26 protein-coding genes are annotated in these 26,380 nt (G+C 37.0%); 4 read left to right on the forward strand and 22 right to left on the reverse strand.

Translation table 11 applies throughout. The annotated features are described in order from the left end of the window. Positions 1–110: 110 nt before the first annotated feature. The 8 genes from typA to FFM65_RS11620 form a co-directional block, all read right to left on the reverse strand. A complete protein-coding gene (gene typA / locus FFM65_RS11585) occupies positions 111–1,970 on the reverse strand; it encodes a translational GTPase TypA (protein WP_119318901.1) in 1,860 nt (619 codons plus the stop codon). A gap of 56 nt (positions 1,971–2,026) precedes the next feature. After that, entirely contained in the window at positions 2,027–2,806 is a 780-nt protein-coding gene (locus FFM65_RS11590) for an inositol monophosphatase family protein (protein WP_119318902.1), read from the reverse strand. Then, the gene (locus FFM65_RS11595) at positions 2,793–3,083 is read right to left on the reverse strand and encodes a UPF0223 family protein (protein ID WP_119318903.1); all 291 of its coding nucleotides are present in this window, start codon (positions 3,081–3,083) and stop codon (positions 2,793–2,795) included. Before FFM65_RS11595 ends, FFM65_RS11590 begins: the two co-directional genes overlap by 14 nt. Before the next feature lie 123 nt (positions 3,084–3,206). Beyond that, the gene (gene lpdA, locus FFM65_RS11600) at positions 3,207–4,634 is read right to left on the reverse strand and encodes a dihydrolipoyl dehydrogenase (protein ID WP_119318904.1); all 1,428 of its coding nucleotides are present in this window, start codon (positions 4,632–4,634) and stop codon (positions 3,207–3,209) included. A 6-nt stretch (positions 4,635–4,640) separates the two neighbouring features. Next, positions 4,641–5,921: a 2-oxo acid dehydrogenase subunit E2 gene (locus tag FFM65_RS11605; protein ID WP_119318905.1), complete on the reverse strand. Its 1,281-nt coding sequence runs from the start codon at positions 5,919–5,921 to the stop codon at positions 4,641–4,643. A 25-nt stretch (positions 5,922–5,946) separates the two neighbouring features. After that, positions 5,947–6,924 carry an alpha-ketoacid dehydrogenase subunit beta gene (locus FFM65_RS11610; RefSeq protein ID WP_057812001.1) on the reverse strand — a complete coding sequence of 326 codons (978 nt, stop codon included), beginning with the start codon at positions 6,922–6,924 and terminating at the stop codon, positions 5,947–5,949. A gap of 2 nt (positions 6,925–6,926) precedes the next feature. Beyond that, complete coding sequence (gene pdhA / locus FFM65_RS11615; RefSeq protein ID WP_029606539.1) at positions 6,927–8,030, reverse strand: pyruvate dehydrogenase (acetyl-transferring) E1 component subunit alpha; 1,104 nt, start codon at positions 8,028–8,030, stop codon at positions 6,927–6,929. Between the two features lie 161 nt (positions 8,031–8,191). Next, the gene (locus FFM65_RS11620; RefSeq protein ID WP_119318906.1) at positions 8,192–9,190 is read right to left on the reverse strand and encodes a D-2-hydroxyacid dehydrogenase; all 999 of its coding nucleotides are present in this window, start codon (positions 9,188–9,190) and stop codon (positions 8,192–8,194) included. 247 nt (positions 9,191–9,437) lie between these two features. Here FFM65_RS11620 and def point away from each other — a divergent pair, with 247 nt between their 5' ends. From def to FFM65_RS11640, 4 genes are all read left to right on the forward strand, one after another. Continuing rightward, entirely contained in the window at positions 9,438–9,998 is a 561-nt protein-coding gene (def, locus tag FFM65_RS11625; protein WP_119318907.1) for a peptide deformylase, read from the forward strand. 136 nt (positions 9,999–10,134) lie between these two features. After that, a complete protein-coding gene (locus tag FFM65_RS11630) occupies positions 10,135–10,347 on the forward strand; it encodes a DNA-directed RNA polymerase subunit epsilon (protein ID WP_010020092.1) in 213 nt (70 codons plus the stop codon). A gap of 3 nt (positions 10,348–10,350) precedes the next feature. Further along, positions 10,351–12,042 carry a ribonuclease J1 gene (gene rnjA / locus FFM65_RS11635; protein ID WP_119318908.1) on the forward strand — a complete coding sequence of 564 codons (1,692 nt, stop codon included), beginning with the start codon at positions 10,351–10,353 and terminating at the stop codon, positions 12,040–12,042. Between the two features lie 42 nt (positions 12,043–12,084). Further along, positions 12,085–13,029 (forward strand): diacylglycerol/lipid kinase family protein, encoded by a 945-nt coding sequence (locus FFM65_RS11640; RefSeq protein WP_119318909.1) that lies wholly within the window; start codon positions 12,085–12,087, stop codon positions 13,027–13,029. A gap of 53 nt (positions 13,030–13,082) precedes the next feature. On the opposite strand, the gene recD2 is transcribed toward FFM65_RS11640, so the two are convergent. The 14 genes from recD2 to FFM65_RS11710 form a co-directional block, all read right to left on the reverse strand. Continuing rightward, complete coding sequence (recD2, locus tag FFM65_RS11645; protein ID WP_119318910.1) at positions 13,083–15,461, reverse strand: SF1B family DNA helicase RecD2; 2,379 nt, start codon at positions 15,459–15,461, stop codon at positions 13,083–13,085. Beyond that, the gene (locus FFM65_RS11650) at positions 15,448–16,116 is read right to left on the reverse strand and encodes a tetratricopeptide repeat protein (protein ID WP_119318911.1); all 669 of its coding nucleotides are present in this window, start codon (positions 16,114–16,116) and stop codon (positions 15,448–15,450) included. The genes recD2 and FFM65_RS11650 overlap by 14 nt, the downstream gene beginning before the upstream one ends. An 8-nt stretch (positions 16,117–16,124) precedes the next feature. Next, positions 16,125–16,775, reverse strand: coding sequence for a histidine phosphatase family protein (locus FFM65_RS11655; RefSeq protein ID WP_119318912.1), 651 nt, complete (start codon positions 16,773–16,775; stop codon positions 16,125–16,127). 145 nt (positions 16,776–16,920) lie between these two features. Beyond that, the gene (gene mnmA, locus FFM65_RS11660; protein WP_119318913.1) at positions 16,921–18,039 is read right to left on the reverse strand and encodes a tRNA 2-thiouridine(34) synthase MnmA; all 1,119 of its coding nucleotides are present in this window, start codon (positions 18,037–18,039) and stop codon (positions 16,921–16,923) included. Positions 18,040–18,053: 14 nt separating this feature from the next. After that, positions 18,054–18,389, reverse strand: a complete 336-nt coding sequence (locus FFM65_RS11665; protein WP_010020099.1) for a hypothetical protein — start codon at positions 18,387–18,389, stop codon at positions 18,054–18,056. Between the two features lie 55 nt (positions 18,390–18,444). Further along, positions 18,445–19,593: a cysteine desulfurase family protein gene (locus FFM65_RS11670; RefSeq protein ID WP_119318914.1), complete on the reverse strand. Its 1,149-nt coding sequence runs from the start codon at positions 19,591–19,593 to the stop codon at positions 18,445–18,447. A gap of 12 nt (positions 19,594–19,605) precedes the next feature. Further along, on the reverse strand, positions 19,606–20,295 hold the full coding sequence (locus tag FFM65_RS11675) for a 5'-methylthioadenosine/adenosylhomocysteine nucleosidase (protein WP_119318915.1): 690 nt from the start codon (positions 20,293–20,295) through the stop codon (positions 19,606–19,608). 11 nt (positions 20,296–20,306) lie between these two features. Further along, positions 20,307–20,594, reverse strand: a complete 288-nt coding sequence (locus tag FFM65_RS11680; RefSeq protein ID WP_119318916.1) for a hypothetical protein — start codon at positions 20,592–20,594, stop codon at positions 20,307–20,309. After that, positions 20,595–21,164 (reverse strand): NUDIX hydrolase, encoded by a 570-nt coding sequence (locus FFM65_RS11685; RefSeq protein WP_119318917.1) that lies wholly within the window; start codon positions 21,162–21,164, stop codon positions 20,595–20,597. A gap of 197 nt (positions 21,165–21,361) precedes the next feature. Continuing rightward, a complete protein-coding gene (locus FFM65_RS11690) occupies positions 21,362–21,577 on the reverse strand; it encodes a cold-shock protein (protein ID WP_059074171.1) in 216 nt (71 codons plus the stop codon). Between the two features lie 12 nt (positions 21,578–21,589). Beyond that, the gene (gene ileS, locus FFM65_RS11695) at positions 21,590–24,367 is read right to left on the reverse strand and encodes an isoleucine--tRNA ligase (protein ID WP_119318918.1); all 2,778 of its coding nucleotides are present in this window, start codon (positions 24,365–24,367) and stop codon (positions 21,590–21,592) included. A 181-nt stretch (positions 24,368–24,548) separates the two neighbouring features. Continuing rightward, positions 24,549–25,301, reverse strand: coding sequence for a DivIVA domain-containing protein (locus FFM65_RS11700; RefSeq protein WP_119318919.1), 753 nt, complete (start codon positions 25,299–25,301; stop codon positions 24,549–24,551). Between the two features lie 12 nt (positions 25,302–25,313). Beyond that, the gene (locus tag FFM65_RS11705; protein WP_119318920.1) at positions 25,314–26,108 is read right to left on the reverse strand and encodes a YlmH family RNA-binding protein; all 795 of its coding nucleotides are present in this window, start codon (positions 26,106–26,108) and stop codon (positions 25,314–25,316) included. Between the two features lie 2 nt (positions 26,109–26,110). Beyond that, positions 26,111–26,377: a YggT family protein gene (locus FFM65_RS11710; RefSeq protein ID WP_057812027.1), complete on the reverse strand. Its 267-nt coding sequence runs from the start codon at positions 26,375–26,377 to the stop codon at positions 26,111–26,113. Positions 26,378–26,380: the final 3 nt, after the last annotated feature.

Below are 26,380 nucleotides of genomic sequence, written 5' to 3' on the forward strand. Positions count from 1 at the left end.
ATGCGTATTCAACTTATAAGAGCGTAAAGAAAAAGAACCATACCAATTAAGGCATGATTCTTAGTAAAAGGTCTTACCAACATGATTTGACTTAGACCCAAAATTATCAATTATTTAGTGTTTTTCTTTTGTTTGTCGAACTTCTTACGTTCGTTTGTGTTCAAGATCTTCTTACGTAATCTAACACTCTTAGGTGTAACTTCACAAAGTTCGTCTTCGTTTAGGAATTCGATTGATTGTTCAAGTGACATATCCTTAGGTGTCTTGATTGCAGCAGCGTGGTCTTTACCAGCAGCACGAGTATTTGTAAGGTTCTTACCCTTTGTAACAGTAACAGCGATATCTTGATCACGGCTACTTTCACCAACGATCATACCTTCGTAGACATCAACACCAGCACCGATGAACAATGTACCACGATCTTCAACTGATTGTAATGAGTATGTTGTTGATTGACCTTGGTTGATTGAAACCAAAGCACCAGTTCTTCTACCTGGGTTCCAGTTCTTAACAACTGGCTTGTATTCTGAGAATGTATGGTTAAAGATACCATAACCACCAGTCATTGATAAGAATTCAGTAGCATAACCAATCAAACCACGTGAAGGTGCAGAGAAAATAAGTTTTGTTTGACCATTTCCTGTACTTTCCATGTTTTCCATGTCACCTTTTCTTTGAGCCATTGAATCGATAACTGAACCAACGTATTCGTCAGGAGTATCAATTGTAACCTCTTCGAAAGGTTCGCATTTTTGATTGTCGATAGTCTTGTAAATAACTTCTGGACGTGATAGTTGCAATTCGAAACCTTCACGACGCATTTCTTCAACAAGGATTGACAAGTGAAGTTCACCACGACCTGAAACCATCCAAGCACCAGCTTGATCAGTATCTTCAACCTTCAATGAAACATCAGTGTGCAATTGTTTTCTCAAACGGTCTTCGATCTTTCTAGCAGTAACTTCTGTACCTTCACGACCAGCAAATGGTGAATTGTTTTGTAAGAACATCATCTTCAATGTTGGTTCATCAATACGTAGCAATGGTAGTGCTTCTTGGTGGTCAACTGGTGTAACAGTTTCACCAACGAAAATATCTTCCATACCAGAAACAGCAATTAAGTCTCCAGCTTTAGCTTCATTGATTTCAACACGCTTCAAGCCCATGAAACCAAATAATTTAGTTACACGGAAGTTCTTTGTAGAACCATCAAGTTTCATAACAGTAACATTGTCACCAACCTTGATCTTTCCACGGAAGATACGTCCAATACCGATACGACCAACATAATCGTTGTAGTCTAGTAGGGCAACTTGGAATTGTAATGGTTCATCTGAGTTGTCGATTGGTGCAGGGATTGTCTTCAAAATTGTGTCAAACAATGGGTCCATTGTGTGTTCTTGCTTAGCAGGGTCATCTGAATAACTTGATGTACCATTGATAGCTGAAGCGTAAATAACAGGGAAATCAAGTTGTGAATCATCAGCACCTAATTCAATAAACAATTCAAGTACTTCGTCAACAACTTCTGCAGGACGAGCACCTGGTCTATCAATTTTGTTAATAACAACGATTGGTGTTAAGTGTTGTTCCAAAGCCTTCTTCAAAACAAAACGTGTTTGAGGCATTGTACCTTCATATGCATCAACAACTAGCAATACACCATCAACCATCTTCATGATACGTTCAACTTCACCACCGAAGTCCGCGTGTCCTGGTGTATCCAAGATATTGATCTTCTTACCCTTGTAATCAACAGCTGTATTCTTTGAAAGGATTGTGATACCACGTTCTCTTTCAATAGCATTTGAATCAAGCGCACGGTCTTGGATTTCGTAGTGCTTTCCTAGTGTGTCTGATTGTTTTAGCATTTCGTTAACTAATGTAGTTTTACCGTGGTCAACGTGAGCGATGATCGCAATGTTTCTAATATCTTCTCTTCTCTTAGTCAAATTAGTTCTTCCTTCCATAAATACGTGTTTAGATTACTTGCAATAAAAAAACTGTGAATGACTGTCACAGTTCACTAACGCGCTTTAAGTGTCTTTAGTGCTTCAGAAGCAACCTTCTGAGTACCAACTATTACGACTTGTGATTCTAACATATTTATTGGCGAATCGTCAATACTTACGACACTCATCCCCGCTGCTTCACACAGAACGCGTCCAGCGGCTAAATCCCAAGGAGCTAAGTATGACATATACATGACTTCTTTTCCAGTTAAAAGGTGTCCAAAAATAATTCCAGCACTACCGTAAACTCTTAGTCCACTGCTCTTCTTAACAACTTCTTGAACGCCAAATTTATTAGCCAGAGCCATTGGAGCTGATATGTCAACTAACCCTTCTATCAAAGGTAAATTCTTTGGAGAATCAATCGGCGTTTGATCGATAAATAATCCAATTTCCTTACCACCATGATAAATTTCATTATCCATAACGTCTATAATAGCACCAATTAATGGTTCACCGTCAATGTAAACGCCAATCATTGAGGCAAAATCGTCACCGCGCTTTACAAAATTCATCGTACCATCGATAGGATCGACAAAGAAAACTAAACCCGACATATCTTTGACCAAATCGCCATAGCCTTCTTCACTAACAATCGTAGCCTCTGGATAAGCCTTTTTAATTTCTGAATTAACAAATTGTTCAGTTTTTTTATCGAAATTAGTTACTAAATCATTACGATTTTTTTTCGTACCAACAGACATTTTCTTAATAGAATCTTCTCGTAAATTGGCGCCGACTTTAGTTAATAATTCTACTAGAAAAGCGTCGATTTTTTTACTATCTACGTTCATTTCTAATCCTGACTTTCTCACTGTTTTTAGCTTTTTGACACTGCTTGAAGACTTGATAAATTGAATAGCCCGACTCACTTTCAAATTCTTTGTCGAGGCGCTTTTGTTCCATCTTCATTGGCACTACTTGTTGGAATGAGCGGTATTTTTGCAAAAATTCATCCCGCTTGATACCAGACTCATAGGCTTTTTCGACGGCATTATATAAATCTATCACTGTCACGATATCTTCTTGACTCCAAGTCTCATCAAGCGGATAGCTGTAATTATCTTGCATTGAAATAACCCCTTTCATTTATTCTACTATACAAAAAAAGCGGTGCAATTGCATCGCTTTTAGTCAAATCATTTTATTTAGTTTACAAAACATCTTATTTTGGTTTCTAAACGCAAGACTGATTTAAATATGTGTTGGATAACCAATCAAAATATCGGCAGCTTCTTGAATTGGTTCACCTAGAGTTGGATGTGGATGAATTGTGAGAGCAATATCTTCAGCATTTAGTTGACAATTAATTGCAACACTCAATTCAGAAATCAAATCACTAGCACCAGGTCCAACAATTTGCCCACCAAGAAGTGTGCCAGTATCTTTTTGAGCAATCAACTTAACGAATCCTTCGGCAGCATCCAAAGAGACTGCACGAGCATTACCGGCAAATGGGAATTTAGCAACTTTGACATCGATACCTTGATCTTTAGCATCCTTTTCTGTCAAACCAACGCTTGCTAATTCTGGATCAGTGAAACAAACAGCTGGAACGCCAATATAATCATTAGCTGTATTCTTGCCTGAAATAGCACCTGCTGCAGTCTTAGCTTCAAAGAAAGCTTTGTGAGCTAGAGCTGGTCCGGGAGTGATATCACCAATAGCATAAATATGATCAACTGAAGTCTTGCCTTGTTCATCAACTTCAACTAGACCTCTGTCAGTTGTCTTTACATTAGTCATCTCAAGACCAAAGTTATCAGTATTGGGACGACGTCCGACTGTTACCATACAATAATCGGCACTGATCGTAGTTGGAGTACCGTCTACTTCATAGGTAACATCAACGTGATCGCCTTTATTTTCACTCTTTTTGGCCATAGCGTTAGTAATGATCGTAACGCCCTTTTTCTCGAGGTTCTTCTTAACGATAGAAACCATGTCTTTTTCGAAGTTAGGAATGATATTTGGAGAACCTTCAAGAATTGTTACATGAGCGCCAAGGTCAGCATAGGCACCGGCAAGCTCTGTTCCGACATAACCACCACCGATGATGATGAATTCCTTAGGAACTTCCTTCAAGTTCAAACCACCAGTTGAATCGATTACTCGATCATCGAATTTGAATCCTCTGATTTCGATAGGACGACTACCAGTTGCTAAAATCAAATTCTTGAACTTGATAGTTTGACCGCCACCGTTGTCCATGAATTGTCTAGGACCACTTGGCATTACACGTAATTGTGTATCGCTATCCAAATATGCTTCACCATTGATCAACTCAACGTGATGCTTTTTGAGTAGCATTTGAACACCATTAGTCATCCGAGCAACAACTTTTTCATCTTTCCAAGCTTGTGTCTTAGTAAAGTCGATTGTGGCATCGCTAGTTGTAATACCGTAAGTCGATGAATCTTTAGCTTGTTGTAGTCTGTGACCGGCCGTGATCAAAGCCTTTGAAGGTACACAACCAACATTCAAACAAACACCACCAACGGTATCTGATTTTTCAATAACTGTTACATCTTGTCCTAATTCTGAAGCTCTGATTGCTGCAACATAACCACCAGGGCCTGATCCAATAATAACGGTATCTTTTTCTATTACATTTTCTGCCATTTTAAATTAGCCCTCCATCAATAACATGTCTGGATCGTGCAACAATTTCTTCAATAAGTTCAAAGCATTTTGAGCTAAGGCACCATCGATCAATCTGTGATCATAACTTAGTGATAGCTTCAACATCTTACCTACTTGAATGTTGCCATCTTCATCTACATAAGGTTCATTAGCAATCTTACCAACACCAAGGATTGCTACTTCAGGATAATTGATAACTGGAGTGAACCAGCCACCACCGATTGAACCAACATTACTGATAGTGATTGAACCACCAGACATCTGGTCCATACTCAACTTGTTGTCATAAGCAGCTTGTGAGTTTTCAGTGATTTCTTTGGCAATTTCAAACATGCCCTTAGAATCAACGTTCTTAACATTTGGAACGTAAAGTCCATGTTCAGTATTTGTGGCAATTCCGATATTGTAATAGTGTTTGTAGACGATTTCTTCTGTTGAATCATCGATTGAAGCATTCAATTCAGGGTACGCCTTCAAAACAGCTACCAAAGCTTTGGCAATGTATGGCAAGAATGTCAAATGGATACCTTTATCAGCAGCAATTGCCTTGTACTTCTTACGGTTAGCCATCAAAGCGCTTACTTCAACGTCATCAAAACTAGTTACGTGAGGAGCTGTGTGTTTACTATTGAGCATTGCCTTAGCAATAGCTTTTCTAGTCATAGACATCTTTTCACGAGTCTCTAATTCAGGAGTTGCTGACTTGTAAGGAGTAATTGGTTGAGCTGGTGCACTTGGGGCTGCAGCTGTACTTGGAGCAGTTGCTGAAGTTTGGGCAGCTGCTTGTGGATTGCCACTCTTAAAGGCATCAACGTCTGCTTTAGTAATTTGACCATGCTTACCACTAGGAGTTACTTGGCTCAAATCAACACCTTCGTCTCGTGCATATTGACGAACTGATGGCATTGCCAAATATTTAGCGTTGGCTGATCCTGTTGCAGGTCCGGCTTCTTCTTTAGCTGCAGCTGGTTTAGTTTCTTCCTTAGTCTCAGTCTTCTTTTCAGTTTCATCGTCGCCATCGTCTGGTGAACCATCATCGATAACAATCAAAGTATCGCCGACTTCAACTGTCTCTCCTTCTTTAGCTACAATTTGTTTGACAGTTCCGGCAACTGGAGATGGTAGTTCTTCAACTGATTTATCATTTTGAATTTCTACCAAGGAGTCATCTTCTTTTACGGTGTCTCCTTCTTTAACTAGCCAGCTAGCAATTTCACCTTCGGCCATCCCTTCGCCAAGTTCTGGTAATTTAAATTTGTAAGCCATAGTTGTTTTCCCTTCCTTCGATTAATTAGTAGTTGAGAATCTCATTTACTTTTTCTTCAATTTCTTTGGCACGTGGGATCCAAATGTCTTCACCTAATGCAAATGGATAAACACTGTTTGGTGCTGCAACTCTACCAACTGGTGCATCGAGAGAAAGAATAGCGCCTTCAGCAATGGCTGATGCAACTTGTGCGCCAACTCCGGCCATTTTTTGAGCTTCTTGAACGATTACAACTTTGTGAGTTTTTTCAATTGACTTGAAAATTGTTTCCGTATCGATTGGTGACACGGTTCTAAGATCGATAACTTCAACTGAAATATTCTTTTCAGCTAAACTATCAGCAACTTTAAGGGCTTCATTAACTTCAGCACCATAAGCGACAATGGTAATATCATTTCCTTCGCGAATAACATTAGCTTTATCCAAAGGAACTGTGTATTTACCATCCGGAATATCATCCTTCATTGAACGATATAGCTTCAAGTTTTCCATAAATAGTACTGGATCATTATTTTCAACTGATGAAATCAACAAACCTTTAGCATCATAAGGATTACTTGGCATTACAACACGAAGTCCGGGAACACCAGTAAAGAAGTTTTCTAGATTATCAGCATGCATTTCAGCTGTATGTGTACCACCACCATATGGTGTACGAATTGTAACAGGGGCATTCTTCAAACCATCGAATCTAAAACGCATTCTAGCTAATTGACCAGCAATTTGGTCGACGGCTTCAAAAGAGAATCCCATAAATTGAATTTCGGGAATTGGACGCCAACCAGTTAAACCAAGTCCTGTTGCCAATCCCATGATTCCTGATTCAGCAAGTGGAGTATCGAAGACTCTATCTTCACCATATTTTTCTTGAAGTCCTTGAGTAGTTCTGAAAACACCACCATTTTTACCAACATCTTCACCGAAGATCAATGTTTTTGGATCGTCTTCCAGAACAATGTCTAAGGCATCCGTAACTGCTTGAATATAAGTTTTCTTAGCCATTTTTACTTCGACTCCTTTGCTTCAAATTTATCAATTTCTTGTTTCATTTCTGGAGTTGGAATTTCAAAAGTACGTTTCAACATATCGGAAACTTTATCGGCAGGAACATTATCTGCTTCCTTGATTGCATCCTTAAATGATGCTTTATATTCATCAACTAATTTATCTTCTTCATCTTCTGACCAAAGTCCCTTATCTGTAAGAACTTTTCTGAGACGAATCAATGGATCTTTTTCAAACCAAGGTTGTTCTTGATCCTTAGTTCTGTAACGTTTAGGATCATCACCCGCACTTGAGTGAGCACCGAAACGATAAGTTAAGGTTTCAATCAAAACAGGACCGTTGCCAGCAACCATGTAGTCACGAGCTGCCTTAGCAACTGCATAACAAGCTAAGATATCCATCCCATCAACTTGAACACTAGGAATACCAGCAGCAACAGCCTTTTGAGCCAATGTAGGTGCGGCAGTTTGTTTAGCACGAGGTGTTGAAATGGCAAAACCATTATTTTGAACAATGAACAAAACGGGAGCTTGATAAGCACCAGCAAAGTTCATTCCTTCATAACTATCACCTTGTGAAGTACCACCATCACCAGTATATGTGAAGGCAATTGTGTCTTCTTCTTTATTCTTCTTGATACCAAGTCCAACACCAGCAGCTTCAACATAAGCAGCACCGATGATAATTTGTGGCATCATTGAGCGAGCTTTAAATTTATTACCTAAAACATGTCCTCTTGACCAAAGATAAGCTTCCGTTACAGTAGCTCCATGTTGAATCAATTGAGGTACATCACGATAAGCAGGTAGAAGATAATCTTGTTTCTTCATTGCGAGAACAGTTCCCATCTCAGAAGCTTCCTCACCTTCAGTTGGAGCATAGAAGCCCATGCGTCCTTGACGTGAAAAGTTCATTGTCTGTTCATGTAGAGCACGTTCCCAGACCATTTTTTTCATGAATTCAACTAAATCCTCATCTGAAAAACTATCAAAAACCTCTTGATCCGTAATTTCAGCATTTTCGTTCAATACTTGAATGGGTTTCGAAACATTTGATAAATTATTTTTTATTGCTTCAAAATCAACAATTGGTTTATTTGCCATTCTCCACAGTCCTTTCATAAAAAACTCATCCCTTGTGAATATTTGTAAGGGCTTTCATATAATTTTAGTCTAACATTGATCTGCTAAAAAACAAGTAGTTTCAACGTTCTTGGCACAAAAAAAATTCAAAAATATTTTTCATAGGTTTGTGAAAATTGTAACTATTTATCCAAATTTATTTCATTTTCAGAGCTTCCATTCTCTAATTCGCTGACCATTGAATTGAGAGAAACAGTTGCCATATTCTTTACGGCCTTAGTTGTATAAAAGGCGATATGTGGCGTTAAAATAATACGATTACTCTTAATTACTTGTTCTAATAATTTGTCGCTAAATTCTTGATCACTCAAATCAGTATTAAATACACCGACTTCTTTCTCATAAACATCCAAAACCGCGCCATATAGCTTTCCATTTGCTACTGCATCATAGAGATCTTGGGTATTGATCAAATCTCCACGTGCCGAATTGACTACAATCGCATTATCTTTCATCTCAGCAATCGTATCCTTATTTATCACGGTATGTCCCTTGCCAAGACTAGGAATATGTAGGGTTACAACATCAGATTCTTTTAAAAGCGTATCTAAATCATCGACGTACAATCCTTGTTTTTCAATTTCTGGATTGTGAAATTTGTCATATGCAATGACTTTTGCGCCAAATCCTTGATAAATTTTTATTGCGGCTCGACCAATTCTACCGGTACCTGCTACACCGACCGTTAACTGATTCAATTCTCGACCAATATCTGGTGCCCATCTGAAATCATGTTGATCCACTTTTCTGATCATATGTTTAAAATTACGTAATAATGCCATCAAACCAGCAACTGAATATTCAGCAATTGCTTCTGGTGAATAGCTTGGAACATTGGTCAAACGAATATTATTTTTCTTTAAAGCCTCAAATGGAACATTATCTACACCAACATTGCGCAACGATAAAACATGAATCCCAAATTCATTCATCGTATCAAAAATTTTTTCATCGTATGGCAACTGTTGATAAGCAACTATTCCATCATATCCTTGAGCCATTTTGACTGTTTCTGGCGTTAACAAATCAGTCACGATTTTTACTTCAATATTGTTGGTCTTTGACCATTCTTGAATATATTTCTTTTCATCTTCCCTGACGCCAAAATCAATTAGCTTCATTAACAAAACCTCCAGCCATCTTTTTTATTTATGCACCAATATGAAATCGGTAACATGTACATTTACCATTTTATCATTATGATGTTTGATATAACAAAGATATGACCCAATAAAAACCTTTTAAAATGATTGCGCTTTCTTACTTGCTTTTTCAAAAAAATTTTCATTTACTTCTATTTTTTAAGAAAAATAATCTATAATAGATATACTAAGGTAATTTTGTACAATTTAACATTTGGAGGAAACTATGTATTTTATGAAAGATATCGTCCGTGATGGCGATCCCGTTTTAAGAAAAGTTGCAGAAAAGGTTCAATTTCCACTAAGTGATGAAGATAAAGCTTTAGCGGACAACATGATGGAATATCTCGTTAAGAGTCAAGATGAAGAATATGCTGAAAAACATCAATTAAGAGCTGGCGTTGGTCTGGCTGCACCTCAAGTTGGCGTTTCAAAGATGATGGCTTCTGTTTTAGTTCCTAATGATGAAGATCCTGACAAGCCACTTCTCAAAATGACTTTGATCAACCCTGTTATCGTCAGAAATTCCGTGCAAAGAGCTGCTCTATCTGAAGGCGAAGGTTGCTTATCAGTTGATAAAGACGTTCCTGGATTTGTTCCTCGTGCTGATCGTATCACTATTAAATATGATGATTTCGATGGCAATTCACAAACACTTCGTGTCAGAGATTATCCTGCTATTGTTTGCCAACACGAAATTGATCATTTAAACGGTCACCTGTATTACGACAAGATCAGTAAGACTGCTCCATTTGAATTAGATCCAAGTACTGTAGTCATTTCGTAATAGTAGTTCAGTATACTTAGATAAATTATTATGGTAGAATTGTGCTATCTATTGAATAGTGCGCAAATGGACTGGAAAAGAATTACCGAATGAGACTGACTTGTTTCATTCAATTTGATTAAAGGAGAATTATATATTGATTTATAAAGTTTTGTATCAAACAAGTGAACTAGATAACCCCCGTCGTGAATTTACACATTCACTCTATATGGACGCTGCTTCAAGTATCGAAGTACGTCAAGCAGTAGAGGACAATACTGACTATGACATCGAATTTATTCAGGAGCTCGATGAAAAACATCTCGAATATGAGAAAAAGAGCCCTGACTTTAAATTAACGGAGTTTTAGTTAATGTCCTTTAAAGTTAAAAATAATGAAGTTGCCGTCTTTGCCATCGGGGGCCTTGGTGAAATCGGTAAAAATATGTATGGAGTTCAATATCAAGATGAATTGATTATAATTGATGCTGGAATTAAGTTTCCAGAAGATGAACTCCTCGGAATTGATTATGTCATTTCTGATTACAGCTACTTAGTAGAAAATAAGGACAAGATCAAGGGTCTATTTATCACTCACGGTCACGAAGATCATATTGGTGGTATCCCTTATCTCCTTCAACAACTTCCTAACATCCCTGTTTATGCCGGTCCATTAGCTTGTGCATTAATTAAAGGTAAATTGGAAGAACATGGTCTATTAAGAACGACCGAAATGCACGTCTTGCACGAAGACGATGTTATTAAATTCCCAAAGACTAGTGTCTCATTCTTTAGAACGACTCACTCAATTCCTGATACCTTAGGTATCGCTGTTCATACCCCTCAGGGAATTATCGTTGAAACTGGTGATTTCAAGTTCGATTTAACACCAGTTGCTGGATTGCCATCACCTAACTTACAAAAGATGGCTGCACTAGGTGCTAAAGGTGTTTTGTGTTTACTATCTGATAGTACTAACGCTGAAATACCTACCTTTTCTAAATCAGAACGTTCAGTTGGTTTAACGATTCACCAAATCTTTGAAACAATTCAAGGACGAATCATCTTTGCTACCTTCGCTTCTAACATCTATCGTATTTCGCAAGCGGTTGATGCAGCAATGCAACAAGGTAGAAAGATTGCGGTCTTCGGACGAAGCATGGAACAAGCGATTGAAAATGGTCGTGAACTAGGATACTTGAATATCCCTGACAATATGTTGATTGATCCACATGCTTTGAATCAAACTCCAGCATCTGAAACTTTGATTCTATGTACTGGATCACAAGGTGAACCATTAGCTGCTTTAAGTAGAATTGCCAATGGTACTCACAGACAAATCACAATTCAACCAGGTGATACCGTTATTTTCTCAAGTAACCCAATTCCTGGTAACACAATCAGTGTCAACCATTTGATCAACCAACTTTCAGAAGCTGGCGCTGAAGTTATTCACGGTAAAGTCAACAACATCCACGCTTCTGGTCACGGTGGCCAAGAAGAACAAGAATTGATGCTTCGTTTGATGAAGCCTAAATTCTTCATGCCAATTCACGGTGAATACAGAATGTTGAAGATTCACACTGAATTAGCTGAATTGTGTGACGTACCACAAGATCACTCTTTCCTTTTGGAAAATGGTGATGTTCTAGCTTTGACTAAAGATACTGCTCGTGTAGCTGGACACTTCCCTGCTGGCGATGTTTATGTCGATGGTAAAGGTGTCGGCGATATTGGAAATGTAGTTATTCACGACCGTCAAGTCCTTTCTGAAGAAGGAATGGTCGTCGTTGTTGCTACTATCGATTACCAAAAGCATATTGTTTTAGCTGGTCCTGATATTCTTTCACGTGGATTTGTTTATATGCGTGAATCAGGTGAATTGATCAACCAAGCACAAAAACGTGTCTTCCATCTGATTAAAAATGCTTTTGACGATGAAGATGAAAAAGTTACTGAAGCAACATTAAAACGTATTATCATTGAAGGATTACAAGAATTCTTGTACAAACGTACAGCTAGAAATCCGGTTATCTTGCCAATGTTAATTGGAACTTCAATCTAAAGTAGATCATTTGATCTACTTTTTTTATTTAAGGGTATTCAAATGAGTAAAACTACAAAAGTCGAAATAATTTTAAATCATCATGCTGGCAATGGACTAGCAATTTCCGCCTGCCGTAAGGTAATAAATTTTCTAGAAAAAAATAAAATTGCTTATGAAATTCATAAAACTTTAAAAGATGGCGATGGTGTAAGAATTGCTAAACAATTAGCCAATCACCCAAGCGATAGTAAAATTATCGTTATCGGTGGCGATGGAACGTTGAACCAAGCAGTCAATGGCATCAAAGAATCTAATTATCCTAATACTGCCTTGGGATATATTCCTGGTGGCTCTGGTAATGATTTTTGCCGTGGCATCAAACTAAAAATTAAGGATCCAGTAATTTTATTACAGGCAATTCTTTCAATGAAGCAACCTCAAATAATTGATGTTGGTAAAGCCTATAATAATAACTTTTCCCATTATTTTATTAACAATATTGGTATTGGTTTCGATGCTCGTACAGTTTATTACACAAATCATTCCGAACGAAAAGATTTTCTTAACAAATTACATTTGGGAACCCTTTCTTATTTCACTAATTTGTTAAAAGTCATCAAAAAGCAACCAGCCTTTGGATTAGATGTTGATTATGAAAATAAAAATAAACATTTTGATTCAGCATACATTGTAGTTGCCACGAACCATCCTTATTTTGGTGGTGGTTTTGCGATTGACCCAACTGCTACTCCTTTCAACCATCATTTGAATTTAGTCGTCGTCAAAAAAATCACTGGGATGACATTCGTCAAATTATTCAGCAAATTGTTGACTAATGGTTCTCATCTACAGGATAAAAATGTTTGGCATATTGAAGATAGTCATTTTTCTCTTCACAACCAAACTGATCAATACGGTCAAATGGATGGCGAAGAATTGAACCAGCATGAATTCAATTTCAATTTCGAAATCAGTCAACATCCTTTTTGGCTACCAGTTAAATAGTCTTTACACAAAAACCTCGCTAGAATGCATTGTTTCATTGCACTCTAACGAGGTTATTTTTTCTCCAAAAAATCTTGAGGAGTTATATGTTCCATTCCAATCATCGGATCAATAGCATTGTTCATTATCATGTCTAAAGTCAAACGATAATCGATTGGTGTTTGTTCTTGTGTTTCTTCTGATGGCGTTTCTGGCTCTTTAATCTTAAATGTCGTAAAAATTCTTTGTTTCAATGTGGTCTGACGTTCACTCGATTGATCTTTGATTGATCGTTCAAAAGCTGATCTGTCACCCACCATGATCAATAATCGCTTAGCACGCGTTACAGCTGTATACAATAAATTACGCCGTAACATTCTGGATTCTTCATTAACTAATGGCAAAATTACCATTTCAAATTCTGAACCTTGAGATTTATGAATCGACGTACAATAAGCAAGTGAAATATTAGTCCAATCTTTACGGTCTAAAGTCACTTCATTGCCATCAAAATCAATTACTAATTGATCAACGTGGTCGGTATTCTCTTTAGCCAAAATTATCCCGACAATCTTTCCAATTTCACCATTAAAAACATTGTCTTCAGGCGTATTGACCAAATAGACGACCTTATCATTGATGCGATATTTAACATTACCCATCGAAACTTCTTTTCTCTTCGGTTTCATTGGATTAACAACGTTTTGAATCACATAATTCAAATTGTCGATCCCAGCTTGGCCACGATACATTGGAGCTAGAACTTGTACATCTGCAATATCAAAACCACGCTCACTCGATTTTGCGATAATTTGTGACAAAACATTAGGAACATTTCGGCTATCACAATTGATGAAGCTTCGATCTGCCCTGTTTTGAAAAATACCATCAACGATAATTCCTTCATTTATATCGTGAGCCAACTGAATAATCGTTGAATCTTCGTCTTGACGATGAATATTTTTTAAGATAGTGGTTGGGAAAGCATCACTATTGATCAAATCTGCAAAAATTTGTCCTGGTCCAACTGATGGCAACTGATCACGGTCACCTACTAAGACAATCTGCGTTCCTGGTTGAACAGCAGTTATCAAAACCTTGAACAATTTTGTATCGACCATTGACATCTCATCGATTATCAATAATTTGCAATCAAGACTTGGTTCAGCATATTCATCATCTTCAGTCCCTGTTAGACCTAGCAAACGATGAATCGTCATAGCTGGCAGACCTGTTGCTTCACCCATATGTTTGGCAGCTCTTCCAGTTGGAGCAGCAAGAGCAATCGCATAATCATCTGCAGCCGGATCAAGCGGCATGTCATTTAATTCAGCGTACGCCGCTACGATTGCATTGATGATCGTTGTTTTACCAGTTCCGGGACCACCAGTCAGTAGAAAGATTGGATGAGTTAATGATTGACGGATAGCCTTTTCTTGCGAATCATCATATTTAACTTTGAAACGCTTTTCTATTTTTTTAAGTTCTTTTTTCATGGCATGTTCAGTCCATGAGACACCTTTGAAGGTATCAGTGATCATCTTCAAAGATTGTGCAATCGACCATTCAGAGTCTGCTAAATCTTTTTGATAAACATTGCCATCTTCAACTAGTAAAACTCCATTTTTGACTAAATCTCGTAAACCAGCTACTAACTTTTGCGATAAGTCTTCAGTGGAATTATTTCTCAAAACTCCCATAACTCTTCTAATCAAATCTTGACCATCAACATAAGTATCGCCAGTTTCATTGATCATTGAGCTTGTCATTTGAATCAAAGCACCCTTGATCCGTCGTGGATCATCGCCAGTAATTCCTAATCTTCTAGCCAATTCATCAGCTCGCTTGAACCCAACGCCTTTGACATCTAAAACCAACTGATAAGGATCATCTTGTATTTTCTCTAATGTTTGAACTCCATACTTTTGATAGATACGTGCACTCAAAGTAGGCCCAAAGCCATAATTGTTTAGTTGATACAAAGCTTGTTCCGTCTGATGATTGCTAGAGATTTGTTCAATAATTTGTTGAGTTTTTTCAGTACCTAATTTTAAGAAATCCAGTGCATGTGGATCTTTAAGGATTTTATCAATAGCATCGTTACCTAATTCATCGACAATTCTTTCAGCTTTCTTTTTACCAATACCAGGGAATTCCTCACTAGAAAAGAAACTTATTAGCTCTTTGCGACCATTGGGACGACTTCTTTGGTACGAAGTAGCTTGAAATTGCTTGCCATATTTGGGATGATCAACGATTCGGCCTTCAAAGCGATACTCTTCTTCTTCTGATATTTCACCAAAGCTACCAGTCACAACAATATCCTTGGCATCCCAATCGGTATTGGTTTTTTTTATTTTAATTGTAAAAATCTTATAAAGATTTTCTGGATTTTCAAAAAAGATAGCTTTGACAGTGCCTAAGAAGTATGGTGTTTCATTACTGTCCGTCATTGCTGTCTCCTTGCTTTTTTATGAATTCTTGTATATCAGCCAATTTCTTTTCGTTTTTCAAATAATACTTTTCGTCCAATTTTTTAGCTTGATTTAAATATGATTGATATTCTTTTTTTAGATTCATCGCACACAAAGCCATATTGAAGTAAAATTTGGCCTCTGGTTGGATTTTATTAGCTGCTTGATAAAACGTTAAGGCTTCTTGAAAATTACCGTTAGCTAGCAATAAATCGGCTAATAATTCGTTTGAACGTAAATCCTTAGGTGCCTTTTCAACTGCTGTCAAAGCATACATAATTGCTAATTGACGTTTACCTTGTTCATCCAAAGTTTTAGCCATCATGAAATATGCTTCAAAATCATAGTCATTATTGACCAATTTTTGAAAGATATCGTTAGCTTTATCATATTTATCAGCTAAATAATAAACATTGCCCAAATTATAAAGTAAATCCTGATTGTCTTTAAAAAGCTCTAATGAACGAGCTAATAATTCCTCGGCTTGTTCTAAATCACCAGCTTGGACTAAATAAGTTGATAACTGTAAAATCTCAGGCAATTGTTTTGGATTCTGTTTCAAATCCGCTACTAATAATTTAACAGCGGCTTCCTTATCGCCTTGATTAAATAATTTTTCTGCTTGTTTGTTCATTGGTTACCTCAAATAGTATCTGAACTGTCTAATTGTTTGTCCAGGTAACTAGTTTCATTCCACTTGATTAATTTAAATTGGCCATCTTGGTATTGTAAATGAGTCAGACTAGTGTTGGAAAGACCACCATTTTTGCGGATATCACAAATCTTAGTTCCTAATAAGGATTGGATCAAAGTCACTAAAGCAGCCCCATGACTAACTATCACAAGATTGCTATCAGGAGAATTTTGAGCAACTATTTCTTTAACTGCCGCAGTAGTTCTCTTAGCAACTTGTTCAAAAGATTCTCCTTTGATCAAATCATAATCATAATCTTTGGGTTGATGTCTAAACGCATAAATTACTTCTGGCATTTCATTTTCTAATTCAGAAAATTTGCGACCTTCCATAATCCCTAAATCAAATTCTCTAAGACCATCAACGACATCAAAAGGTATTTGACGATCCAAATCTTTGATCAAAGTTTCAGCTGTTGTTTTGGCACGTGGTAAAGGACTGGAGTAGATATGATCAATATTTATATCTTGCAATCTTTTTGCCAATAAACTAATATCATGCAAACTTTCTGGCAAAAGTGGTGAATCACCATGTCCACCTTGATATTTTCCTTCTAAATTCCATTCGGTCTTTCCGTGTCTGACAAAATATAATTCCATTTTATTCTCACCTTACAAAGTTAATTACCTTTAATTATCGGTTTTTTGGAAGATTTTTTCAAGTTGGAGTGTTTTTTACTGAAAATATAAAAAACAGTAATCAAAATTGACCTAATTTAGCCAATTTTGATTACTGTTATCTTTTTTAGATATATTGTAACTTCTTTTCTGCCATATAAGCACAATCGATAGTTGCGCCACCTAGACACTCCTCGCCATCATAGAAGACAACTTCTTGTCCTGGTGTAATTGCACGAACTGGATTATCAAACTCAACATTGACCTTGCCATCGCCTAAAACATGAACTGTAACGCCAGTATCTTGTTGACGATATCTGAACTTAGCTGTGGCATGGAAAGTATCGCCATAATCTAAACCTGTAATAAATGACAAGTCAGATGCATCCAAATGATCAGCATAAAGTCTTGGATTATCATATCCTTGGTCGACATAAAGAATGTTCTTACTCATGTCCTTACCAACTACGAACCAAGGCTCGTTTGACTTACCATTTCCACCGATACCTAGACCTTGTCTTTGACCGATTGTGTAGTACATCAAACCAGCGTGATCACCCTTGATCTCACCGTCTGGTGTCATCATCTTACCAGGTTGTGCAGGCAAGAACTCGCTCAAGAACTTACGGAAGTTTCTCTCACCGATGAAACATACACCAGTTGAGTCCTTCTTCTTAGCAGTGGCTAGTCCAGCCTCTTCAGCAATACGACGAACCTCTGACTTTTGCATACCACCGATTGGGAATAATGCCTTTTGTAATTGATCTTGTTGAACAGTACTTAAGAAATAAGTTTGATCCTTATTAGCATCGCCGCCACGAAGCAAGTGAACCACACCGTTGTCATCACGGAATGATTGTGCATAGTGACCCATAGCGATGTAATCAGCGTTTAATTTGTTAGCATAATCTAAGAAAGCCTTGAACTTAACTTCTTTGTTACACATAACATCAGGGTTTGGTGTTCTACCCTTACGATATTCTGCTAAGAAATACTCGAATACGCGATCCCAATATTCCTTCTCAAAATTAACTGAGTAATAAGGAATACCAATCTTGTTAGCAACCTTAGCAACATCCTCATAATCCTCAGTAGCAGTACATACACCAGAATCATCAGAGTCATCCCAGTTCTTCATGAAAACTCCAATAACCTCATAGCCTTGTTGTTTCAAAAGAAGTGCACTAACTGACGAGTCAACGCCACCACTCATACCTACTACAACACGCTTCTTCTTATTATCCATTTGAAAACCTCATTTTATTTAACTAATACGTTTTTTTCTTTCAAAAAGTTCATCAAATAACGATAGTCACTGATTTCCTTTTCTACATCTTTAATTTTGAACATATTGATATTGTGCATACCACTCTTATCAGTGATCGACAATTTCAAACTGTCTAGATTCTTGCTAACAACGGCACGCAAATAGTATCTAGCTTCGTATGGAGATGACCCATTGATTGGGTGTTCCAGACGAAAGCTACCTTTATTTGTTTCCATGAAACCAGAATCCAATAGTGAATATTTCTTTACTTCGGGGTTAAGTTCGTAAACTTCTTGATCCCCTTGTACTTGAGCTTGGCGTTTATCCATAATAATCATCCCTCATAATCATAGTTTTCTTAATTATAAGTTTGAATAAAATTGCCTAATTAGTCAAGTCTTGCACGATTTTAACTAGTTTGTTGGTAAATTCAACTACTTCTTTTTCAGTATTGTCTTTACCAAAACTGATTCTGACTGAATCATTGATTCTAGGGCTGTCTTCACCATACATAGCCACTAAGACGTGTGATGGTTCCAAACTTCCAGCTGTACATGCAGAACCACCAGAAATTGCCACTTCGTCAAGATCTAATCTCGTCAATAAGACGCCACGATCAACTCCTGGCAAATACAAATTCATCACGTGATTCAAAGCATGTTTATCCTTTGGTCCATTGATGTCAAAATCAATTTTATTCTCTGTCAAGATCTTTTGAATCGTTTGTTTAAATCCAAAATAACGATCTTGTCGAGCTTGCTTTTCTTCCGGAGTAATCAACTCAACGGCTTTCGCAAAACCAGCGATGGCAGGCACGTTTTCCGTTCCTGCACGACGTTTAGTTTCTTGATCGCCACCTTTAATAAAAGATGGAATATGAATATCATCGTTGATATACAAAAAGCCGATGAATTTCGGTCCATTAATCTTATGAGCCGAAGTCGATAACATATCAATGTGTTGGTCTTTGACATCAATATCTTCCATTCCAAATGCTTGAACAGCATCAGTGTGGAAATATGCTTGATGATCCTTTAAGACTTCACCAATCTCTTTAATTGGGTTCATCGAACCAACCTCATTGTTGCCATACATAATCGTTACCAAAATAGTATCGTCACGTAAAGCATCTTTGACTTGTTGAGCAGTCACTTCACCGCGTTCATTAGGTTTTAAATAAGTTACTTCAAAACCCAAAGTTTCTAGATAAGCTAACGGTTTAAGAATCGCTTCATGCTCAATCGCAGTCGTTATGATATGTTTACCTAATTTTTGTCTAGATAATGCTGTTTGAATTACAGCGGTATTGTCACTCTCAGTTCCACCACTAGTAAAGACAATTTCTGAGTCTTTAGCGTTGAGACTTTGAGCAATCGTATGCCGGCTTTCATCCAAAACTTTTCGAGCTTGACGACCAAAATAATTGGTAGCAGATGCATTACCAAAATTATTAGCCATCTGTTCACTGATTACATCGACTACAGGTGTAGCCATCGGTGTGGTGGCAGCATTATCTAAATAAATAAATGCCACAATAAATCCCCTCTATTCTTGGTCTAAAAAGTTCAATAACATAGTTACTGATTTGCGTCCGGCTTGTAAAACAAATTCGTCAAAGTTTACACTAGCATTTTCGTCGCCCACATCACTCATTGAACGAATAACAACGAATGGTGTTTTGAATTCAACACAGACTTGAGCCACAGCTGCGCCTTCCATTTCTGCTGCCAAAGCATCAGGGAACGACTTTTTAATTGTAGCAATTTTTTCTTTTCCGTCAACAAATTGGTCTCCGGAAACAATTAAACCAACTTTACTAGTCAAACCAGTTCTTGTGGCTGCTTCAGAAATTGCTTTAACATAATCAGGATCAGCGTTGAAATAAAGGTCTTTTTGAGGAAGTTGACCTACTTTGTAGCCAAAACCGGTTGCATCAACATCATGATAGGCCAATTTATTAGAAATAACTACATCTCCAACACTCAAACCTTCACCGATACCACCAGCTGAACCAGTATTAACGACAAAATCTGGTTGATAACGATCATTCATCAAAGTAGCTGTCATGCCAGCTTGAACTTTACCAATACCACTTTGAGCTAAATATACTTCATGATTCTTATAATTACCGAGTGTAAATTCAACTCCAGCAACTGTAACTGTTTGGATGTCTGTTAGAGACTCCTTCATTAATTTGATTTCTTCTTCCATAGGGACGATTACGCCAATTTTCATACTTTAACTCCTTAAATAAAAAATAATATTAAAAATACTAAAACGATGAGGCCGAATACTGTAATGATGGCAATATTCAACTTCTTTTTCAATTTATTTGTCTTATACTCAAAAATTTCTAAATTTTCTTGAATAGTTTGTTCTGGATGTTGTTGCTGATATTCTTTTTCAGCACGTTGTCTTTCTTGTTCTCTAATCTTTTGCTGTTGTGCTTCAACTTGATCAGCCCGAACTACAGTCTGTGGATGAGTCGATTTTTTAACTTTAGAATTAATAAAATCTTTTACTTTTGAAAACATTTATTTTTCCTTCGCTTTTAATAATTCCCAATACGTAATCGCATAAATAGTTTTGGCATCACAAATGTCACCAGTTTTAATTTGTTCCTTAGCTTCGTCTAAAGTCAAACTCTCTACATTCAAAAATTCGTCTGGATCAAGTGGACGTTTAAATTCTACTTTTTTGAGATCTCTAGCTACAAAAACAGTTAATTTTTCATTGGAATATCCAGGACTAGAGAAAAATGAAGTAACTTGTTTTAAATTATCAGTAGTCAAACCTAATTCTTCATCCATCTCACGCAAAGCAACTTCTTTTAAGTCGCTACCTTCATCTGCATCAATTTTTCCTGCTGGAATCTCTAAAGTTTCTTGTCCCATTGGTGTACGCCATTGTCTAACAAAAATCATTTTATCATCGTCAGTGAACGGAATAATTGCGACAGCTCCACGATGTTCCACAACTTCACGAATATCTGGAATACCATTGGGTAAAACCACTTGTTCTACATTCACATCAAAAATCTTGCCGCCAAACATTTGTTTTTTGGCTACTACTTCTTCATAATATCTTGAATCTTCTTTTTTCATTGCAAAACCTTCCTGACTTGATTAATGAACTTACTAATATCATAACAAACCAACTAATGGACTAAAATGATTCTTTCTCAGTTAGAGCATACCGTCCTCCATAGCAAAGCAAATCTGGCTGGAACAATGCTTACCTTTTGCAGATATTTTACCAGAAATTTAACTGACTACAACCTGTGCCAAAGAAAAAGAAAGCACTAATCAGCGCTTTCTTCATCTTTGATATTAACATTTACCGCTTGTGGACCTTTATAACCTGGTGCAATTTCAAAGCTAACTTCTAGTCCATCTTTGATGAAATAGTCATCACGGTTGAGAACTGAGTCCGCAAAGAAAAAGATATCTTCCTCACCATTATTTATAAAGCCAAAACCACGATTATTATTAAATCTTACAATTTTTCCTGTGAACATTATTCACCATTCCTAATCATCAAAGCCTTCAGCTTTTGTTTCTGGATATTCTTCAGCAACAATTTTAGCACATCTAGCACAGAATGTTGGATAATTACTGTCGCTGCCAACATCAGTCTTGATCATACGACATCTTTGGCAAACTTCACCTTCGGCCTTTTGGACTAAGATATCAGCCAATTCATACTTGTCAGCATTTTCTGGTGTTGCATCAACCAATTCAAATTGAGAAACGATCAACAATTGACCAAAGTTGCTATCGATTTTGTCAAGAACGGCCTTTAGTTCGTCACTTGGATGTACAGTAACTTTAGCTTCAAGTGATTTACCAATTAATTTATTAGCACGAGCAACTTCAAGGGATTTCAAGACGTTATCTCTAAAGTCCATGAATACTTGCCAATCTTTTTGAATTTCTGCTTCATCAGGAATTTCTTCAACAGCTGGCATTTCAGCTAATTGAACGAATTCTTCTGGTTCTTTGAGGTATTCCCAAACTTGTTCCATTGTATGTGGAAGAATTGGTGTCAATAACTTGGCTAGTTTAACAACTGTTTCGTAAATAACTGTTTGCATCGAACGACGTGAATGTGCATCTTCAGCATCGATATAAACAACATCTTTAGCAAAGTCTAAGTAGAAAGTAGACATTTCATTGACGATGAAGCTAACTACGTTCTTAGCTACGTCAGCAAAGTCATACTTGTCATAGTCACTGAGAACTTCTTTAACTAAGTTGTTCAATTTGACTTTGATGTACTTGTCTTCTGGACGAAGATCATCGTAACTAACAGCATTAGTCTTAGGATCAAAGTCAGTTGTGTTAGCTAGCATGAATCTGATAGTATTTCTGATCTTACGATAAGTTTCGGAAACTTGTTTGAATGAGTCAACTGAAACAGAAACATCAGAACTTGAGTCAACTGAAGCGACCCACAAACGAATAATTTCAGCACCAAATTGTCTTTCGATGTCACTAGGGGCAATAACGTTACCAAGTGATTTACTCATCTTAACGCCATTCTTATCCAAAGTGAAACCTTGTGAAAGAATTGACTTGTATCCAGCTTCACCAAAGGCTGCCACTGAAGTTACAAGCATTGAGTTGAACCAACCACGATACTGGTCAGAACCTTCAAGAATCAAATCAGCTGGGTAAGTTAGATTATCACGAGTTTTCGCAACTCCCGCATGAACTGTCCCAGAGTCGAACCAAACGTCCAAGATATCTGTTTCCTTAGTGAACTTACCATTTGGTGAACCAGCATTAGTATAACCTTCTGGAAGAAGATCCTTAGCATCTCTTTCAAACCAAACGTTAGAACCATATTTACCGAACAATTCAGCTACGTGGTCAACAGTTTCCTTAGTCATGATAGGGTCACCATTTTCAGCGTAGAAAATTGGTAGTGGAACACCCCAAGCACGTTGTCTGGAAATTACCCAGTCGCCACGGTCACGAATCATGTTGTAAAGACGAGTTTTACCCCAAGCTGGCTTAAAGTCGATCTTATCGATAGCATCAAGGATTTGTTGTCTGAATTTATCGATTGAGGCAAACCATTGTGGTGTAGCACGGAAAATAACTGGTTTCTTAGTACGCCAATCATGTGGATAACTGTGAGTGAAGAAACTCAACTTCAAGAGTGAGCCGTTTTCTTTCATACGTTCTGTAATCAATTTGTTAGCATCATCGTAGAAGACACCTTGATATTCAGGAACTTCGTCAGTGAACTTACCTTGAGCATCGATTGGTGAGAAGACTGGCAACTTGTATTTCATACCAACAACAAAGTCATCGGCACCAAATCCAGGAGCTGTATGAACTAAACCAGTACCATCATCAAGCGTTACGTGGTTACCTAAAATCAAAAGTGATTCTTGGTCATAGAATGGATGTGTTGCTGTAACATATTCCAATTCTGAACCTTTGAATGTCTTAAGGATTTCAACGTTCTTCCAACCTAATTCTTCTTGAACATATTGAATTCTTTCTTGAGCTACAACATATTTCTTACCATCAGCGTTAACTTCGGCGTAGATGAACTTAGGGTTCACACAAATAGCCTTATTTGATGGAATTGTCCAAGGAGTAGTTGTCCAAATAATGAATGAAGCATCGTCATCGACAACGCCTTTACCATCACGAACTTTGAAAGCTACAAAAATTGATGGTGACTTGATATCTTTATATTCAACTTCAGCTTCAGCTAACGTTGATTCTGAAGATGGTGACCAATAAACGGGTTTCTTACCACGATAGATGTAGCCCTTGTCGACCATTTCACCGAAGACCTTAACTTCAGCTTCTTCAAATTCTTTTTGATATGTGATGTATGGGTGATCCCAATCAGCTGAAACACCTAAGCGTTTGAAACCAGCCATTTGTTTCTTGATTTCACCTTCAGCAAATTCGTAACATAATTTACGATATTCGCTCATTGTCATTTCCTTACGTTTAACACCTTTTTTAGCAAGTTGTTGTTCGATTGGAAGACCATGAGTATCCCAACCAGGAACGTAAGGAGAACGGAAACCGTTCATTGACTTGTAACGTACAATGATATCCTTTGAAATCTTGTTCAAAGCATGTCCCATGTGAATGTCACCATTAGCAAATGGAGGACCATCCAATAGTTCGAAAGTTGGTTTACCTTCGTTTAATTTTTGACGCTTTTCATAAATTTTGTTTTCTTCCCAAGCTTTTTCCCATTCCGCTTCTTTGTTTGGAAGGTTACCACGCATTGGAAACTTAGTTTTACCTAAGTTTAGAGTATCTTTTACTCGCATCTTTTCACCCCTTCTGAAAATAAAAAGAACCCATCCAATTTAGGACGAGTTCTCGCTATACCACCTATTGGTAAATTACATAAATTGTTTAAGAGTTGATATACCTAGATTAATTTTTACTAGTCTCACACCATACACTAGCTCGCTGAAAAAATATCCAAAAGGCACTTGTTCTCTCAAGTTATTTTTTAGGATCATCACCCGATTTATCATCAGAGAAATTGAATGTTGGTTCATTCTGTTGATGATTAATCGTATATGTTTCGTCTGGTTGGTCATCCTGATAATTGTCATTATAGTTCATTTGATCTGAATTGAAAACTGATTCTTGATTATTTTCATAATCTTGTGAAGATTTTTGTTGATTATTTTGATAATTGGTACTTGTGTCACCGTCTGAATGATCGCCAACTTCTTGTTTTAACTTGTCAGTAGAAGTACTGTCGTTGAGTTTTGACCATTCTGGACTATCAACCATATCCAATTGTTGTTTCAACATGCCTTGCAAGCCCTGACGGAATGAATTGACACTCTTTTTCAGATTATCCGTTTCAATCGTCACTTGCCGAGCTCGATCAGAAGCATCTTGTAAAATTTGATTGGATTTTTCGGTTGATTGATTCAACAAGTCCCGAGCCTTCTTCTGAGACTCTTCAACAATAATCTGGGCTTCTTGTTCAGATTCATTTTTAACCTTCTCAGCGGCCTCCTGAGCCACCAAAATAGACTGATTCAAAGCATCCTTCATATCAGTAAAATATTTCAACTGTTCTGAAGTTTCTTTGAGCTCTTTTTCTAATTGAGCATTTTTTTGGAGAGCTAAATTATAGTCTTGAGCTGCTTGTTTCAAAAAACTATCAACTTGGTCGCGGTCATAACCTCGAAATTTACTATCAAATTCTTTATCCTGTATTTCTACTGGTGACAATATCATAACTTCACGCCCCTATTTCTTAAAGATATTAACAAGTAGAATATACTTGCTGTTCTTTGATCGACCCATAATATCATTGATTCGAATACGACCAAAGCCCCTAACACTAAGAGTATCAGTAATGGCAATAAACGCAGACGCATTCTTATTGACGACCCAATTAATTTGGACCTTACCATGATCGACTAAGGCCTTAGCATTTTGTCGAGATAAGTCATAGACTGTTGCAATAATTGAATCCAAACGCAATGATTGCACTAGGATCGTTTCACCAACTGACTCATCTTTTGGCAAAAGAACCTCAGAAAAATCTTTTTTAATCAAATGAATCTTGTAAGGACCAATCTTTTTCACTTGTTCTTCAATATAATCGCTCATCGAATTAAATACAAAAAATTGCCAATTTTCACCATCGGTAATTATATCTCCAAAACGGTCACGTTCTACGCCTGATCCTGTTAATGAGCCTAATATTTGACCGTGATGTAAATTAGCAAATTTTTCTGGATAACGTATTTCATACATAGCAATCTCGAAATCAGAATCTTGCGGTACAAAATAGTCAGGAGCAATTATTCCCCTGACTCTTTCAGAATTTCTAAAACCCCCGAAGTAATGAACATATAAGTCGTCATACTTGTTAATCAGGTTATTCAAAATTGTTTGTTCGCGCAGATTCAAAAAATCAGTCAATTGTGGCGTATACATCGATTGAGCTCTTAATAAAATATCACTTATTTTATCAATGAACGGCTTTTCTTCTGGACGAAAATAGCCGCCGCCAATGATTGTATTTTTATCATCCATAATTAAATTATTAAAAATATCGCTTTCTGCAATAATCGAATCAATATCAGTGCAACTATTGGAGAAAAATCTAGAAAACCTATACTAGTAGGAATAAATCTTCTAATTAAGTTCAAGAATGGATCTACTGCTCTAACTATCAGACTTCCAAAAGCTGAATTATACAATGAAGGTATAAAAGACATTATACAATACAAAAAAATTATAAATTCATACAATTCGAAAGCCAAACTAATAATGAACGGCAGTCCACTTACAATTCGATCCATATC

It is taken from the genome of Companilactobacillus formosensis (genome assembly GCF_005405305.1).
Classification (GTDB): Bacteria; Bacillota; Bacilli; order Lactobacillales; family Lactobacillaceae; genus Companilactobacillus; species Companilactobacillus formosensis.